The organism is Halovenus anhuiensis (assembly GCF_037080055.1).
GTDB lineage: Archaea > Halobacteriota > Halobacteria > Halobacteriales > Haloarculaceae > Halovenus.
The window spans coordinates 556,013-570,902 of sequence record NZ_JBAOJI010000002.1 but is presented as its reverse complement, the minus strand read 5'-3'; the positions used below and the strand labels follow the sequence as shown (position 1 = coordinate 570,902).

The window sequence follows — 14,890 nt, the reverse complement described above, 5'->3', positions numbered from 1 at the left end:
TGAGGCGGGTGTTTTCGGGCATAGACACTTTGAAAACGCTCCGCCTCACTCTTCAATCCTTATCTGAACAGCGCGTGTCGGACAGTACTGAATTATAAGTAACAGTTCTCCTTAGAAGGGGGTATGAGTGCAAGTGACGACCCACAGGAGCAGATCGACGAGACGACTACCTGGCCGGAACTGGCGATCAGTCTGTACGACCGCCTGACCGGCCGCGGGGCAGAGATCACCTACGAGTTCACCGACATGGAGGTCGACGTGCCGAGCAAGGCCGGCGAGGACGCCGACCACGCCCGCTGGCGCGTCGACGGCGAACTCCGCATCACGACAGAAGAACGCGAGTGATGGCAATCGACGCCGCAATTGACTCGCTGGCGGAACATGCCCGTCAGCGGGAGCAACTCGCCATCGAGGCGAATCTGTCGGTAACAATCGAAAGCGAGGAGTTCGCGGTCAGTTCTGCCGGGGATCGAGTGGTCGTGCACGCGCCCTCGGTAACCGCCTGTCTCGGTGTGTTCCAGAGACAGAGAGGACGACTCCCAGAACTCGCCGAGATGCTCGATACGGCGGGCGTGACGGTCGAGGTGAGGACGGGTAATTCCGTCCTCGCCATCGTCGGGGCAGCGGCATCGCCGGGCCGACTGACGAGGAGGCTGTTCTCAGAGGCCGTCCAGATCCGAATTAACGGCGTTCTCTCCGGACTCTTCCGGTTCCGGTAGGCCTGGGCCTCCACTGTCGCTTACGCGTCGAAGGGGTCGGAGAAGTCGCCGCGGATGAAATATCGAACGAAGTTTCCGTAAGTGCGATCACCCGGGTGGTCAGCGGTCTGTTCGTACCGGACGAGACCGTCGGTGTCGATAACGTACGTGCCGGCAACGCCCGTGATGCCTCTGCTGGTCTGTTCGGTGCCGCTGTACTGGTCGGCGACCTCACCGTCGGGATCGGCGAGCAGTTGGATATCAAGGTCGTACCGGTCGCGCATCTCGGTGAGCGGGCCGAGAGAGTCCGTGACGACCGGGAGAATATCGACGTTGTGGTTGAACCAGAGATCGTAGGACACCTCGCTGAACGTCTGGAGCTGTTCCGCACAGAAGCTACACCAGTGGCCGCGGTTGATCAGGACGACTGTCGGGCCGTCTGCCAGCGTTTCTGTGAGCGTTACTGGTTCGCCTGCAGTACTTTCGAGTGTGAAATCAGGCGCTTCTGATTCATCAAGAGACATACGCATCGTTGGGATTTGGATGGTATGATGACTGCGTGGGTTGGTACTGGCCGCACACAGGCGGGATATGAATATGCCTTAGTAGGGACGTGACAGCGCGGTGTTCGCGTCGGTCGAAGGGGGATTGATTCGACCGGGCGATAGGTTTTGGTGTGGCCAGCCCGACAGCATGCGTATGTCGGTCGAGCCACTGGCGAGCGACGAGATTCTGGCCGCACTGGCGGAGTGTGACGAGACCGCCGTCTCGACGGCGCGAATCTCGGCCGCGCTCGACGCGCCGAAACCGTACGTGACGGTCCACCTCCAGCAACTCGCCCTCAGGGGGCTCGTGGGTTTTAACACACACAAGGGGACGCGACGCTGGCGGTTGACCGAGGCGGCGGAGTCGCCCGAACGAGAGCGATAATCAGGCCTCAGCGCGGATGTCGCGGTCGATTGCGCTCGCGGCAAGAGCCTCGAAGGCGGCCGCTCCGTCGTCGGTCAGATCGTACTGCTCATGCACGTCGTCCGGGTCGCGGCCGCGACCGCTCGCAAGTCCGACGATGCGGGCGATTGTCTCGTAGTTGTCACGGACCAGCGAGCCGACGAGGTCGGGCATTCCGGCCCTGTCGGCCAGTTCTTGGGCTGCGGCCTTGCCGGCGTAGACCCGATTCTCTGTGGTGTCGACCAGCACCATCGCGAAGGGTGTCTCGCCGAACTGGGCTTCGAGGAACGACTGGGCGGGGTCGTCGTACCACGAAATCGCACCGATGTCGTCGATTTCTTCCAGCGCGCGGGCGGCGACCGAACAGTACGGACACTCGCCGTCGTAGATCAGGACGGAATCGTAATCGCTCACACGATCAGTAGGGGCTGTATGTGCAAAAACTGTCCCCCTCAGAATAGTCTGAACCGATAACACACAACCGATTGTCCTTTAATCCCGCCGCCGGATACAACGTATATGAGCGACGAGCAGACTGGGGGTCACGACCGATTCGAGGACGTGACCGACCAGTACGAGCCTGAGGCGGTCGAAGACCGGGTCTTCGAGCACTGGGACGCGGTCGACGCCTACGAACAGACCGTCGAGCACCGCGCCGACGAGGAGACGTTTTTCTTCGTCGACGGGCCGCCCTATACCTCCGGCGCGGCACACATGGGGACGACCTGGAACAAGACGCTGAAAGACGCCTACATCCGCTATCACCGGATGAAAGGCTACGACGTGACCGACCGGCCGGGCTACGACATGCACGGCCTCCCCATCGAGACGAAAGTCGAGGAACGGCTGGATTTCGAGAACAAGAAAGACATCGAAGAGTTCGGCGAACAGGCCTTCATCGAGGAGTGCAAGGACTTCGCCGAGGAACAGTTGGAAGGACTCCAGACAGACTTTCAGGACTTCGGCGTCTGGATGGACTGGGACGATCCGTATAAAACTGTGAACCCCGAGTACATGGAAGCCGCCTGGTGGGGTTTCGAGCAGGCCCACGAGCGCGGCCTCGTCGAGCAGGGCAAGCGCTCGATCAACCAGTGTCCCCGCTGTGAGACTGCCATCGCCAACAACGAGGTCGAGTATCACGAAGTTCACAAGCCATCGATCTACGTCAAATTCCCACTCGCCGAGCGAGAGGGTAATCTCGTCATCTGGACGACGACGCCGTGGACCATCGTCGCCAACACCTTCGTCGCCGTCGACGGCGACCTCGATTACGTCGGCGTGGATGCGGAGAAAGACGGCGAGACCGAGCGACTGTACGTCACCGAGGCTGTCGTCGAAGAAGTGCTAAAGGAGGGTCGCTACGAAGACTACGAAATCGTCGAGGAGGTCAGCGGCGAGGAGATGGTCGGCTGGGAGTACGACCACCCACTCGCCGAGGAAGTGCCGGACCACGCCAGTGCCGAGGGATCGGGACAGGTCTACACCGCCGAGTACGTCGAAGCCGACCGCACGGGGCTGGTCCACTCCGCGCCCGGCCACGGTGAAGAGGACTTCGAGCGCGGCCAGGAACTCGGCCTCGAAGTGTTCTGTCCGGTCGACAGCGACGGCCGGTACAACGACGACGCCGGCAAGTACGCCGGCACCTTCGTCCGCGAGGCCAACGACGAGATCATCGACGACCTCGACGCGAACGGGCAGTTGCTCGCCGACGACCAGACGGGCGTCCGCGAGGGACAGTGCTGGCGCTGTGACACCGACATCGTCCGGATCGTCACCGACCAGTGGTTCATCACGATCACCGACATCAAGGAGGATCTACTTGCGAACATCGAGGACTCGGAGTGGTACCCCTCGTGGGCCCGCGACAATCGATTCCGCGATTTCGTCGAGGAAGCGCCGGACTGGAACGTCTCCCGGCAGCGCTACTGGGGCATTCCGATCCCCATCTGGACACCTGAGGACTGGAATGGTGATATGTCGGACGTGATCGTCATCGGGGACCGCGAAGAACTCGCCGAGCGAGCAGATCAGGAGATCGATCCCGACAGCGTCGACCTGCACAAGGGCACCGTCGACGATCTGACGATCACCGAAGACGGGAGGACTTACAGCCGCGTGGGCGATGTCTTCGACGTGTGGCTCGACTCCTCGGTCGCATCGTGGGGGACGTTGGATTACCCCGAACACGAAGAGGAGTTCGAGGAGTTGTGGCCCGCCGATCTAATCATGGAAGCCCACGACCAGACCCGCGGCTGGTTCTGGTCGCAGTTGGGGATGGCCACCGCCGCGATGGACGAGATTCCGTACAAGCAGGTGCTGATGCACGGCTACGCCAACATGCCCGACGGCCGCGGGATGTCCAAGTCGAAGGGCGTACTCGTCGACCCACACGAGGTCATCGAGGAGTACGGCCGCGATCCGATGCGGCTGTTCTTGCTGTCGGTGACTGCTCAGGGCGAGGACATGAACTTCTCGTGGGACGAGACCGGTGAGATGCAACGGCGGCTCAACATCCTCTGGAACGTCGCGCGATTCCCGCTGCCGTACATGCGCGCGGACGAGTTCGATCCCGAAGAGACCACTGTGGAAGCGGTGCAGGATGATCTCGAACTCGTCGACGAGTGGATCCTCTCGCGACTCCAGAGTGTCGAGGCGGCGATGACCGAGCACATGGACGACTTCGAGAACGACAAAGCCGTCGAGGAACTGCTCGACTTCGTCGTCGAGGATGTTTCCCGGTTCTACATCCAGGTCGTCCGCGAGCGAATGTGGGAGGAGAGCGACTCCGCCTCGAAGCAGGCCGCCTACGCGACGCTGTACCGCGTGCTGGAAGAGGTTGCCGCGCTGTTCGCACCCTTCACCCCATTCGTCGCCGAGGAGGTCTACGACGCCCTGACGGGCGACGCCGGTCATCCGACAGTCCACATGTGTGACTGGCCGGAGGCAAACGAGAAGCTACGCGATCAGCAACTCGAACGGGAGATCGAGATCGTTCGCGAAGTCGAGCAGGCCGGCTCGGCCGCCCGTCAGCAGGCCGAGCGGAAGCTCCGCTGGCCCATCGCGCGTGCCGTCGTCAGCGCCCCGAGCGAGGAAGTCGTCGATGCCGTCGACGCCCAGCGCGCGCTGCTCAAGGATCGACTCAATACGCGTGCAGTCGAAATCATCGGCCCCGACGAGGACTGGGAAGAACTCGGTTACTCCGCGGAGGCTGACATGAGCGAACTCGGACCGGCATTCGGCGACGATGCAGGTCGCGTCATGAACGCACTCAACGAGTCTCGGGTCGAGAGCTGGGATCTCGCCCTGCTCGAAGAGGCCGTCAAAGACGCGACCGGACTCGACGCCGACCTCGACGAGTCGATGGTCGAACCAGTCCAAGAGTTGCCCGAGGGCGTCTCGAACGCCGAGTTCGCCGTCAGCGAGGACGACGAGCAGATCAGCGGACAGGTCTACGTCGATACGAGTCTCACCGACGACATCGAGAGCGAGGGCTACGCCCGCGAGGTCATCCGCCGCGTCCAGGAGATGCGGAAAGATCTCGAACTGGACATTCAGGCGGGTATCCGACTGGATCTCGATGTGCAGGACGACCGCATCGCCGATCTCGTCCGCGAGCACGAGGATCTAATCGCCCAGGAAGTGCGTGGTGAGTTCGGTACCGTCGAAGACGGCCACCGCAAGGAGTGGGAGGTCGAAGGCGTGACGATGGAGATCGCAATCGAAAAAGTCGCCGAAGCGACGGCATAATACCGGTTCGAGCGAAGCGAGAAGCGATCTTTTCGCCCACGTTTTTTGAGGCAAGCAAACCCAGAGGGTGCGCGGACCGTGCAAACGGTGATTCCATCGCCGTGAGCAGAGAGCGAGCCGAGGCGTGGGAACGAAAAGCCGGGGCGGGTTTTATGCTCGTCCCGGTCGCCAACGGAAATATGAAGGAGATCATCAGCACAGACGACGCACCAGCAGCGGTCGGGGCGTACAGTCAAGCGACGGCGACAGACGACCTGGTCTTTACCGCCGGGCAGATTCCGCTGACCCCGGACGGAGACATGCTCGACGGTGCGGCAATCGACGTACAGACCGAACAGGCCCTGGAGAATCTCGAAGCGGTCCTGACCGAGGCCGGCGTCGGGATGGACGACGTGCTGAAGGTGACGGTCTATCTGGAGGACATCGACGATTTCGAGGCGATGAACACGACCTACGAGTCCTTTTTCGAGACGGAGCCACCGGCCCGGAGCGCAGTGGGCGTCGACGAACTCCCGAAAGGGGCCGGCGTCGAAATCGAAGCTATCGCCGCGAAGTAATGGATCCCGAGGTCAAATCGAGTCTGTTGTGGGGCGTGGTCGGCGGGCTGGCCTTTCTGGTCCTCCTGCAGGGATATCAGTTGCTCGCCGACCAGTTCGTCAGTGTCGAACTCGTCGCTGGCGTTGCAGTCGCCGTCGGCGCTGTGACGGCGACCGTTGCACAGCTGCTCCGCCCGCGGTTGCGGGCGCGGAGCGTGGAGTAAACGGCGGCGTCAGCGGGTCGGCGAAAGCCGGTTCGCAACGTCGGCGACTCGGTGTTTGATGCGTCGTTTCGCGCCGCCTGCGGCCTGGCGAAAGCTGATCCGCCACGGGGTTCGAGTCCCTTTGACGCGCGTCCGACCCTGCCGGATCTCTTCGAGAATTCCATCGACGCTGTACTCGTCCGGATCGACCTCAGTGACCGCCTGGCCGACCATCTCGCAGACGTGAGCGTCGCTGCCGGCGGTCATCGGGAGATCACGTACGGTGGCGAACTGTCGGGCCTGTCGGTTCGCCCGGCCGGTCAACAGCCGAGAGTTGTACACTTCGATTGCATCGGCGATTTCGAGTTCGTCCTCGGAGATGTTTTTCAAGACGCCGCTGCGGGTTTCCTGGTAGGGGTGGGGCACGACGGCGAGACCGCCGTGGTCGCGAATCCGCGAGACAGTTTCGGCAAAGGAGAGGTTCGGCGGGATTTTTGCTTCGATGCCCAGCGAGAGCACGTGGCCGGCCGCACTGGACACCTCCATGCCCGGAATGGCGATCAGTCCGTACTCCGACGCACGTTCGACGGCCTCACGGCTCGCCCAGATTTCGTCGTGATCGGTGATGGCAACCGCATCCAGGCCGACAGCCTTGGCCTGCTGCAAGATGAGATCGACCGAGTCTCGGCCATCGAACGAGGCCTCGGAATGGGTATGCAAATCGATGGAGAGCACGTCTGGCCGTACTCACCAGATATATATAAGTCGTTTCACACTGTTCGAGACAGCGAGCCGACAACAGCGTGTCACTCCCACGCGAGCGCGGCGACGGTAACAGCGAGCGAGCCGAGCAACCAGAAGAGCAGTCCAGCAGCGCTGAGCAACGGCGCGGCCTGGGCGGCAGACAATCCCGGCGTCCCGAGGACAGTCTCGAAGACGAGTCCACGGTAAGCGCTCGTCGGCGAGAGCGCGAGGGCAGTGAGCAGCCCATCGGTCCCAAGTTGCCCACTGGTGAAGCCGCGGAGCACGAGTAGATCGAGAACGACGACGACGAAGATGAGCGCCGCACCGGCGAGGATCAGCGCGGTTCGGCGCGAGCGGGCGAGCGCAGACAGCGCAAGCGAGAGGCTGAGAATCGTCAGCCCGAACAGAATCGTGAGGACGAGAAACCGGGCGAAGATGATCGGCGAATCGATCCCCTGCTGGGTCGCTAGAAGCGAGGGCGTCTCTGTCGTCGTCACCGTCAGATAGCCGCCGACGAGCACCAGCGGAACTGTAAGCATCGCCACGAGAGCGATCGCTCGGCCCAGGAAGATACCGAGGACGTACTGACTCGACGTGAGTGGATAGGTGTCGAGAACGGCCAGTTCGCCACGCTGTGTGTCGGATGCGATCGGCCGGTACCCCACCGCCAGCGCGACCGTCGGGACGAGCAGTTCGATGGGAAGCAGCAGATCCGCGATCGTCGGCAGATACCGAGGCTCACCGCCGGTGATGCCGAGACCGACCACGACCGCCAGAAAGCCCGCAAACAGCGCGAGATAGCCACGGGCCCGGGCGACGGTGAACAACTCTCGCGTCGCGACCACCTGAATCGGGTTGGGACGGGAGTTCGTGTCGGCCGTCATCGGTCGCCCTCCCCGATTACAGTAACGCCATCGGCCGATCCGTCGACGAGAGACTCGAAGGCCTCCCGCAGCGTCGCCGCGCCCTCTCTGTCGAGGAGGGCGTCTGGCGGCGCTGTCTCGACGAGTCGACCGGCTTCGATGAGAGAGACTCTGTCACAGGACTGCTCGGCCAGTTCCAGATCGTGGGTGGTGTAGAGGACAGCCGCTCCAGCCGCCGCAAGCGACTGGGCAACGTCGATGGTCTGCCTGCGCATCCGGGGGTCGAGCCCGCTGCCGGGTTCGTCGAGCAACACGATCGGCGGATCGCCAGTGATAGCTTGTGCCAGTCCGAGCAGTCGGGTCATGCCACCCGAGAGGTCTTCCACCCGTCGATCAGCCGCATCACCCAGGCCGACGCGGGACAGCAGAGCCGCGGGGTCGTCGTCGGCCAGCGCAGCGTAGAACTCGATCGTCTCCATCGCAGTAAACGACGGTCGGAAGTCGGGTTGCTGAGGCAGGTACCCGATCGTCCGGAGCTGGTCGTCCTCGTCGACGGAGACAGTCCCGGCAGTGGGCTGGATGATCCCCGCGAGCAGTCGGAGCAGCGTCGTTTTCCCGGAGCCGTTGGGGCCGATCAACGCGTGGAGCGTCCCGGCGTCGAGTTGGAGCGACACGTCCTCGACGACTGCGACAGAGCCGAATTCGCGGGTGAGTCCCTCGGCAGTCAGCACTGTCTCCTCGTCTGTACGATCCGTCGATGGCAGTGTTTGCTCAATCGTCATAGGTGCGTTCGAGTTCGTCGATCGTCCGGGGGCGGACAGGCTCCGAGCGGGGAGCCGTATCCAGTATCTCGCTCTGCCGTGAGCCAGCGACAGTGTCTCGGACGACTTCGAGTGCTGTCGCCGCCGGCGAGGAGGCGAGCGTGCCGACGCCGTCGGCGTTGAGATTGGAATCGAGTGGTGCTGTCGGGGAGTACGGGCCGTCGCTGAACGCCGCTGGTCGACCCGACCAGTAGTTGCCCTCACCGTCGTGATTCCAGATCCGCAACGGCCCGGCACCGACTTTGACGGGCTGATCGTTCGCGACGAAGTCGTTTTTCACGACGCGATTCGAGGGACGGATCGTCCCGGTCCGAAAGCCGAGTTCGTTGCCGTACAACACGTTTCGTTCGTACAGCGAGCGATCTGTTCCGCCCAGAACCCCGCGATGGTTGTCCGCGAGCGTGTTCTCCGCGACGTAGGTGTGAGTGCCGCTGAGATCGAGTCCCGACGTGGAGTTTCGGATATCGTTGCCGACGACGGCGTTACCGCTCGGGTTGGTCATGATCGTCGCACCGCCGAAGGCCGCATCTCGGGCGACGTTGTCGGCGATCAGCGAGTCAGACGTGTACATCAGATGGACGCCGTAGCGATTCGAAACGAACCGGTTGTTCCGGATAACCGATCCACTCCCACGGTGGATGTAGATCCCATCTCGGCCGTCCTCGAACGTCGAGTTCTGCACCACGACCGGCGAGCGAATCGAGAGCACGCCCATGAACCCATCCCGGTGGTCGTCACTCCCGAGGACGCTGATTCGCTCGACGACAGCGTCTTCGACATCTCGGAGGACGACCCCACTGGTCGGTGTCTCGATGTCGAGGTCGGCGAGGTACAACTCGGAGACATTCTCGGCCTCGATGGCCGCGTCGCTGTGTCCGTATCCCGCTTCGATGAACGCGTCCCACTGCTCCTGGTCGACCTCGCCCTCGTCGGGGTCTGTCGAGGGGCCGACACCCTCGATCGAGAGGCCGGTGATCGCGACTCGATCACTCGTGACAGCGATCACCGACCCGTTGCCGTCGCCGCGGATCGTCGCGTCGGGCCCCTCGATCGTCACCGGGCGGTCGATCCGGAGTGGCTCCTCGTACTCGTAGGTCCCGGCCGGCACGCGAATCGTCTGTCCCGGTTCTGAGTCGTTGATCGCCGCCTGAATCGTCGGGGCGTCTTGGCCGACGGCGAGGGAGTCGTTGCGGTCTGCAAGCGGCCGACCGGCTGCGACCTGCTCGTCCCCGTCAGTCCGCATCGTCTCGACGCGGTCACGGACGAGTCCCGCGTGATCGATCTCGATGTCCCGGGATTGCGCCGTCTCCCAGTCGATGATCTTCCCGCCGTATGCCTCTTGGAACGCCTCGGCCTCGGCCCGCGAACTAAAGGGGAGTACTGCGTCGCCCGCGGGCGTCCGGGCCGCGCTGTCGACGACGAAGAGGGCATCCTGTGCGCGGACCCAGTCGGGATCACTCGCAGTCCGTGGATACCCCTCCGCGGTCACTGTCGGCTCCGTGCCCGCGTAATCGGAGACGTAGATCGCAACGGGGCGGCCGAATTGCTTGGCGTGGCCGGGTCGCTGGAGTTCGTCGATCATGTGCCCGACGCCCTGGTAGCCGACGATGAACTGATACTGTGCGTGGAACACCTCAGCTCGGGGAATCGTCGCCCCTTCCGCCCGGAGAACCTGCTCGCTCTCGGAGGACATCCCGGCTTTGATCGTGTCGTCGAACGGAACGGGATCCGGGGTCGCCCCCTCCGCACCGATGACGAACACGCCGACGGAAACCGCAACCACGACGAGACCGACAGCGAGCGCTGCGCGACGGTGACTCGACCGAGCGACCGAACCGAATATCGAGGTCACTGCTCGAACCTGGCCGCGCTGACGACCTTAGTTCGTTGGTACGACTGCCGAACTGTCGCGGTGTTCACACCCATCACGGCTATGCTGTCTGCCGGTTCTGCAGCGAGTCGATCAGGCCGCGATTGATCTCCTCGAACTCGTATCGTGTGCCGTCGTACGTCTCCGCGAACGACTCCGCATCCGAGGGGTCGGAGAAGGGATGGAGCGCAGCCCCCATCCCACCCAGTGCGTCGCTCTCGCCGACGTAGGTGAGTTCGGTCGCCGCGGCGAAGCTATCGGCGCTGGTCGGCGCCGGCATCACCGGCCGCGAACTGTCTTCGGGCAGGTCCCACTCGACGCTGCTGTAGTCGGTGACGTAGATCACCTCGGCCGTCCAGCCACGCTCTCGGCGCTCGAAGTGGTACGGAAAGAGCCCGGAAACCAGCGTGTGAAACCACGCCAGATTCGCTTCGGAATCCGCGTCGCTGTCGTCGTGGTCCTCGTGGACGGTACGGACGGCTGCAGAGCCAGCGACTGGCTCTGGCTGTTCGTCCTGATAGAAGATCTGTCCGTTCGGGCCCCCGTGGGCACCGATTTCCATTCCGCCCTGATAGTCGTATTTCGTCCCGGAGAGCGCGACAGGGTCGGGAGCGTCCTCGGAACCGGAGTCGGTACCGAGACAGCCAGCCAGCGAGCCAACGCCGAGCGCTGCTGCGGTGCAGAGCGCGGTTCGTCGATCCATTAACTAGGTACTCCCAGCCCCGGCAAAGGTGATTCTGGTACTGTTCTCGAATCGGCCGGGGGACGCGACCGAGCGCCGATCAGCCGTCGAGCAACTCGTCGGTGAGCCGCGAGAAGCGGTCGACGACGCGGTCGAGCAGGTGTGGTTCGATCTCGCGGAGCAGCCGGTAGATCGTTTCTTTCTCGCAGAGCGTGACCACGACGCGGGCGCTCTCGTCGTCCATCGGCTGTTTCTCGACGACATCGTGGTCGGCGAGCCGTGAGAGATGCCATTCGACGGTACTCCGCGCGAGATCGAGTTTCTCGGTGATCTCCGCGGGTGCCGCGGGTTCGTTGCGCAGCAGATAGAGGACAATCTCACGGCTGGTTTCCCGACGGAGCAGCGCGATCGCTTCCCGTTCCCACGTCGAGAATGTGGGCGGGTAGTAGTGTGTCCGCCCGGCGATAGACTCCTTGTCGAGTTTCCCCGACCGGACCAGTTTCCGGAGATGGTACTGGGTCTGCCCGGTCGCGATATCGAGTTGTCTCGTGATATCGTTGAAGTGAATCCCGGGTTTCCTGTTGATACAGTCACGGATTCGTGACCGTGTGTTGGACACTAGCTGGTCACCTATTCAGAGCTAGACGAGCAGCGTATCTAAACAGCACGGTTGAGTCCCATTCGATCAAGAACCGCTCGGGATGATGCGGTCGGGATCAAGCGGCCGTTTCGAGAGTTATACCTCGGGATTGATGGGCGTGGGTCTAGAAGAACACTGTATCATGAGTCTGCAGATCACGTCGGTCGTGGCACTCCACAGCGGCGGTGCGGGCGTCGAGGGGTCGCTGCTCATCCTTGGCGTCGTCTTCCTCGCCAGCATCGGGACCGGAGTGTTGTTCGCGGTGAGTCTGCTGGCCTATCGGCAGCGCCGGTCGATGCGGTATCTGCTCATCGCGGTGGCTGTCGGCGCCCTGTTTCTGCGTTCGATCATCGGCGCCGGCACGGTGATGGGGTACACCCCGATGATGATCCATCATCTCGTCGAGCACACCTTCGATTTCCTGATCGCGGCGCTGATCCTCTACATCGTCCTTCGGAGTGGCCCGACAGACACCGAACCGTCGGCGGAACCGATTTCTGCTGACGGCGGGAGTCGGCCCGACGAGTCAACGACGGAGGAGTGACAGGTTGTCGACCGAGAGCGAAAGTCATTAACCCCGCTGCCGCGCAAAGATAAACTGAGCCAGGATGGCCGAACGGTAAGGCGCACGCCTGGAAAGCGTGTTCCCTTTGGGATTCTGGGTTCAAATCCCAGTCCTGGCGTTTTTGCCACGAACAGCTTGTGAGTGGCAAAACGGCGAACGCAGGGATTTGAACACGCGAGCCGCATGCGGCCGAACGGAGTGAGGCCGACCGTCTCGCATCTGTTCAAACACCGCAGGACGAAGTCCTGCGAGGATCGCAGACGCGAAGCGTCTGCTCACTCCCAGTCCTGGCGTACCAAGCGAGATTTGAACGGAGTGAAAATCTCGAAGTGCCGAGCGGGGAAGTATGACCCGCGAGGCGGTTTCTGTCGAAATCGACCGACGAGCGAGGCTTCTGCACTTGCAGCCCCGTTTCCACTTCGAAACCCAGGCTGTTTAGCCGCTTGACATCTTAGAGAGGGCGAGAAGATGGCAGATTCAGACCGAACGTACGACCTCGTCGTGTGGGGTGCGACGGGCGTCGCCGGACGCCTCGTTGCAGAGTATCTCACTGAACAGTACACTCCGGAGGAACTCTCGCTGGCACTCGGCGGGCGGAACGAGAACAAACTCGACTCCCTCGAATCCGAACTGACCGACCAGAGCGAGCAGTGGGACGAGGTGCCCATCGTACTCGGGGACGCAACCGATCCCGAGAGTCTCGAAGCACTCGCAGCGCAGACACAGGTCGTCTGTACGACCGTCGGCCCGTACACGAAGTACGGCAGCCCGCTGGTCGAGGCCTGTATCGACGCCGAGACCGATTACTGCGATCTAACCGGCGAGGTGAACTGGGTCAGAGAGACCGTCGACCGGTACCACGATCAGGCGGTCGAGTCCGGAACCCGGATCGTCCATAGCTGTGGCTTCGATTCCGTCCCCGCAGATCTGGGGACGCTGCTCGCACAGAACTTCGCCCGCGAGGAGTTCGGCGCGCCCTGCGACATGGTTCGGATCTACGTCGAAGACACCAAAGGCGGCGTGAGCGGCGGCACGCTGGCCAGCTTCGGCGAACTGTTCGAGGCTGCCTCGGAAGATCCGATCGTCCGCCAGACCCTCCGGAATCCGTATTCGCTGGCACCGCCGGGTGAACGCGACGGTGTCGATCCGGGTGAGCAACGACTCCCGCGGAACGACCGACTGCGCGGGTCCTGGACAGCCCCATCGCCGATGGCGCCGGTCAACGAGCGGATCATCCGGCGCAGTAACGCGCTGCTTGAGTACCCCTACGGCCGGGAGTTTCGCTGTTCCGAGGCCGTCACGACCGGGCGTGGACCCCTCGGTGCGACTGCCGCGACTGTGGTCGCCGGCGGTCTCGGGCTGTTCACCGCCGGAATGGCGATCAGCCCGATCCGTGACGGGATGCGGCAGTTCCTCTTTCCGGACCCTGGCGAGGGGCCGAGCGAAGAACAGATCGAGAACGGCCGGTTCACGGTGCGCGTTCGCGGGCGCGGAACGGGGCCGGACGGCCAGTTCACCGTCGAGTCGGTCATCGGCGCGGACAGAGATCCCGGATACGGCGCGACCGCGCGGATGCTCGGCGAGTCCGCGATGTGTCTGGTCGAAGACGACACCGACTCGCCGCTGTCCGGCGGCGTCCTGACGCCCGCCTCGGCGATCGGTGAGCCACTGGGAGACCGGCTTCGTGAGGTCGGATTTACCGTGACCGTCGACGAAGTGAGTGAGTGAAAGGACTCCATCCCGCTGCCTGCGCTGCCGGTCTAGTCAGAAACCTGGGGAGGAGGAACGTATTTTGTGGGAAGATACATGTGCTATCCCACACTAAATACAAACGATGAGTAAGAAAGCTGAGGCAGACGACCGTGGTCGGATCGTGATACCCAGTGAGATCCGAGAAAAGCACGGTGATCGATACCGTGTTGTCGAACTCGATGATCGGGTCGAACTAATTCCCCTGAAAGACGACCCAATCGAAGGATTCCGCGAGGCTGTCGGTGACGCCTTCGATGAGAAATCAATCGCCGAAATCAAGCGCGAAGCCCGTGAGGGTGCCCACGAGAACGCCCTCAGAGACGGGAGCGACTCTGAATGATCTACGCTGATACCGACTTTTTTATTGCGCTGGTCAAAGACGACGACTGGCTGCAAGAACGTGCCGCGACAATTGCCAGTGAGAACGACGGGGATATCTACACCTCGCGGGCGACGCTACTCGAATTGTTAGTGATTTCTGACCGATTCGAGTTCGACCGGATGGAAGCACTCAGCTACGCACTCGAGATTGCGGAGGTTCCAGAGGATGAGACAGTACTGTTCCAAGCAGCGGATTACATGGACCAGTACGATCTGACTGCATTCGACGCATATCATATTGCCTACGCCGACGAAGAGCCGATCATTTCTTCGGATAACTCGTTCGACGAGGTTACCGAGAATCGGATTCCGATTGAAGAACAAGGCGAATGAAAGATCGCCAGAATCCGCCCCGGATCAACTGCAACGCGAATATACTGAACGATGCCAACTGGTGAGATTGCCAGCCAGAGTTAAGTGTGCGTTCGAGTAACACACGA

General features: G+C 62.5%; 18 protein-coding genes and 1 tRNA gene. 11 read left to right on the top strand and 8 right to left on the bottom strand.

What is annotated here, in order from left to right; genetic code table 11:
- The first annotated feature begins 123 nt into the window (after positions 1-123).
- Together V8P86_RS08670 and V8P86_RS08665 are read left to right on the top strand one after the other, a co-directional pair.
- Entirely contained in the window at positions 124-345 is a 222-nt protein-coding gene (locus tag V8P86_RS08670) for a hypothetical protein (protein WP_336326857.1), read from the top strand.
- The gene (locus tag V8P86_RS08665) at positions 345-719 is read left to right on the top strand and encodes a hypothetical protein (protein WP_336326856.1); all 375 of its coding nucleotides are present in this window, start codon (positions 345-347) and stop codon (positions 717-719) included. The genes V8P86_RS08670 and V8P86_RS08665 overlap by 1 nt, the downstream gene beginning before the upstream one ends.
- 20 nt (positions 720-739) lie before the next feature.
- On the opposite strand, the gene V8P86_RS08660 is transcribed toward V8P86_RS08665, so the two are convergent.
- Complete coding sequence (locus V8P86_RS08660) at positions 740-1,222, bottom strand: peroxiredoxin family protein (protein ID WP_336326855.1); 483 nt, start codon at positions 1,220-1,222, stop codon at positions 740-742.
- A gap of 175 nt (positions 1,223-1,397) precedes the next feature.
- On the opposite strand from V8P86_RS08660, the gene V8P86_RS08655 reads away from it, so the two are divergent.
- Entirely contained in the window at positions 1,398-1,628 is a 231-nt protein-coding gene (locus V8P86_RS08655) for a hypothetical protein (RefSeq protein ID WP_336326854.1), read from the top strand.
- Here the strand turns inward: V8P86_RS08655 and V8P86_RS08650 are convergent, their stop codons facing one another.
- Positions 1,629-2,060 (bottom strand): DCC1-like thiol-disulfide oxidoreductase family protein, encoded by a 432-nt coding sequence (locus tag V8P86_RS08650; RefSeq protein ID WP_336326853.1) that lies wholly within the window; start codon positions 2,058-2,060, stop codon positions 1,629-1,631.
- 105 nt (positions 2,061-2,165) lie between these two features.
- Here V8P86_RS08650 and ileS point away from each other — a divergent pair, with 105 nt between their 5' ends.
- The 3 genes from ileS to V8P86_RS08635 all read left to right on the top strand — a co-directional run bounded on the left by ileS (position 2,166) and on the right by V8P86_RS08635 (position 6,153).
- Entirely contained in the window at positions 2,166-5,393 is a 3,228-nt protein-coding gene (gene ileS, locus V8P86_RS08645) for an isoleucine--tRNA ligase (RefSeq protein WP_336326852.1), read from the top strand.
- Between the two features lie 179 nt (positions 5,394-5,572).
- Positions 5,573-5,950: a Rid family detoxifying hydrolase gene (locus V8P86_RS08640; RefSeq protein ID WP_336326866.1), complete on the top strand. Its 378-nt coding sequence runs from the start codon at positions 5,573-5,575 to the stop codon at positions 5,948-5,950.
- Positions 5,950-6,153, top strand: a complete 204-nt coding sequence (locus V8P86_RS08635; protein ID WP_336326851.1) for a DUF7981 family protein — start codon at positions 5,950-5,952, stop codon at positions 6,151-6,153. Before V8P86_RS08640 ends, V8P86_RS08635 begins: the two co-directional genes overlap by 1 nt.
- Before the next feature lie 9 nt (positions 6,154-6,162).
- On the opposite strand, the gene V8P86_RS08630 is transcribed toward V8P86_RS08635, so the two are convergent.
- The 6 genes from V8P86_RS08630 to V8P86_RS08605 all read right to left on the bottom strand — a co-directional run bounded on the left by V8P86_RS08630 (position 6,163) and on the right by V8P86_RS08605 (position 11,731).
- Positions 6,163-6,867, bottom strand: coding sequence for a CehA/McbA family metallohydrolase (locus V8P86_RS08630; protein ID WP_336326850.1), 705 nt, complete (start codon positions 6,865-6,867; stop codon positions 6,163-6,165).
- 71 nt (positions 6,868-6,938) lie between these two features.
- A complete protein-coding gene (locus tag V8P86_RS08625) occupies positions 6,939-7,760 on the bottom strand; it encodes an ABC transporter permease (RefSeq protein ID WP_336326849.1) in 822 nt (273 codons plus the stop codon).
- A complete protein-coding gene (locus V8P86_RS08620; protein WP_336326848.1) occupies positions 7,757-8,521 on the bottom strand; it encodes an ABC transporter ATP-binding protein in 765 nt (254 codons plus the stop codon). Before V8P86_RS08620 ends, V8P86_RS08625 begins: the two co-directional genes overlap by 4 nt.
- A complete protein-coding gene (locus V8P86_RS08615) occupies positions 8,511-10,412 on the bottom strand; it encodes a NosD domain-containing protein (RefSeq protein WP_336326847.1) in 1,902 nt (633 codons plus the stop codon). Before V8P86_RS08615 ends, V8P86_RS08620 begins: the two co-directional genes overlap by 11 nt.
- A gap of 79 nt (positions 10,413-10,491) precedes the next feature.
- Positions 10,492-11,133, bottom strand: a complete 642-nt coding sequence (locus tag V8P86_RS08610; protein WP_336326846.1) for a nitrous oxide reductase accessory protein NosL — start codon at positions 11,131-11,133, stop codon at positions 10,492-10,494.
- A 79-nt stretch (positions 11,134-11,212) separates the two neighbouring features.
- The gene (locus V8P86_RS08605) at positions 11,213-11,731 is read right to left on the bottom strand and encodes a winged helix-turn-helix transcriptional regulator (RefSeq protein ID WP_336326845.1); all 519 of its coding nucleotides are present in this window, start codon (positions 11,729-11,731) and stop codon (positions 11,213-11,215) included.
- Positions 11,732-11,894: 163 nt separating this feature from the next.
- Between V8P86_RS08605 and V8P86_RS08600 the strand changes: the two genes are divergently transcribed.
- From V8P86_RS08600 to V8P86_RS08580, 5 genes are all read left to right on the top strand, one after another.
- Positions 11,895-12,296, top strand: coding sequence for a DUF7471 family protein (locus V8P86_RS08600; protein ID WP_336326844.1), 402 nt, complete (start codon positions 11,895-11,897; stop codon positions 12,294-12,296).
- A 58-nt stretch (positions 12,297-12,354) separates the two neighbouring features.
- Positions 12,355-12,435 (top strand) — tRNA-Ser (locus tag V8P86_RS08595).
- A 350-nt stretch (positions 12,436-12,785) separates the two neighbouring features.
- Positions 12,786-14,045 carry a saccharopine dehydrogenase family protein gene (locus V8P86_RS08590; protein WP_336326843.1) on the top strand — a complete coding sequence of 420 codons (1,260 nt, stop codon included), beginning with the start codon at positions 12,786-12,788 and terminating at the stop codon, positions 14,043-14,045.
- A 106-nt stretch (positions 14,046-14,151) separates the two neighbouring features.
- The gene (locus V8P86_RS08585; RefSeq protein WP_336326842.1) at positions 14,152-14,409 is read left to right on the top strand and encodes an AbrB/MazE/SpoVT family DNA-binding domain-containing protein; all 258 of its coding nucleotides are present in this window, start codon (positions 14,152-14,154) and stop codon (positions 14,407-14,409) included.
- Positions 14,406-14,783 carry a type II toxin-antitoxin system VapC family toxin gene (locus V8P86_RS08580; RefSeq protein ID WP_336326841.1) on the top strand — a complete coding sequence of 126 codons (378 nt, stop codon included), beginning with the start codon at positions 14,406-14,408 and terminating at the stop codon, positions 14,781-14,783. The genes V8P86_RS08585 and V8P86_RS08580 overlap by 4 nt, the downstream gene beginning before the upstream one ends.
- Positions 14,784-14,890 lie beyond the last annotated feature (107 nt).

Bases quoted from the DNA above. Each gene is read 5' to 3' on its own strand.
- V8P86_RS08665 (WP_336326856.1), top strand. From the start codon at position 345: ATGGCAATCGACGCCGCAATTGACTCGCTGGCGGAACATGCCCGTCAG.
- V8P86_RS08660 (WP_336326855.1), bottom strand. From the start codon at position 1,222: ATGTCTCTTGATGAATCAGAAGCGCCTGATTTCACACTCGAAAGTACT.
- V8P86_RS08590 (WP_336326843.1), top strand. From the start codon at position 12,786: ATGGCAGATTCAGACCGAACGTACGACCTCGTCGTGTGGGGTGCGACG.
- V8P86_RS08655 (WP_336326854.1), top strand. From the start codon at position 1,398: ATGTCGGTCGAGCCACTGGCGAGCGACGAGATTCTGGCCGCACTGGCG.
- V8P86_RS08635 (WP_336326851.1), top strand. From the start codon at position 5,950: ATGGATCCCGAGGTCAAATCGAGTCTGTTGTGGGGCGTGGTCGGCGGG.
- V8P86_RS08610 (WP_336326846.1), bottom strand. From the start codon at position 11,133: ATGGATCGACGAACCGCGCTCTGCACCGCAGCAGCGCTCGGCGTTGGC.
- V8P86_RS08670 (WP_336326857.1), top strand. From the start codon at position 124: ATGAGTGCAAGTGACGACCCACAGGAGCAGATCGACGAGACGACTACC.
- V8P86_RS08625 (WP_336326849.1), bottom strand. From the start codon at position 7,760: ATGACGGCCGACACGAACTCCCGTCCCAACCCGATTCAGGTGGTCGCG.
- V8P86_RS08585 (WP_336326842.1), top strand. From the start codon at position 14,152: ATGAGTAAGAAAGCTGAGGCAGACGACCGTGGTCGGATCGTGATACCC.
- V8P86_RS08620 (WP_336326848.1), bottom strand. From the start codon at position 8,521: ATGACGATTGAGCAAACACTGCCATCGACGGATCGTACAGACGAGGAG.
- V8P86_RS08600 (WP_336326844.1), top strand. From the start codon at position 11,895: ATGAGTCTGCAGATCACGTCGGTCGTGGCACTCCACAGCGGCGGTGCG.
- V8P86_RS08580 (WP_336326841.1), top strand. From the start codon at position 14,406: ATGATCTACGCTGATACCGACTTTTTTATTGCGCTGGTCAAAGACGAC.
- ileS (WP_336326852.1), top strand. From the start codon at position 2,166: ATGAGCGACGAGCAGACTGGGGGTCACGACCGATTCGAGGACGTGACC.
- V8P86_RS08640 (WP_336326866.1), top strand. From the start codon at position 5,573: ATGAAGGAGATCATCAGCACAGACGACGCACCAGCAGCGGTCGGGGCG.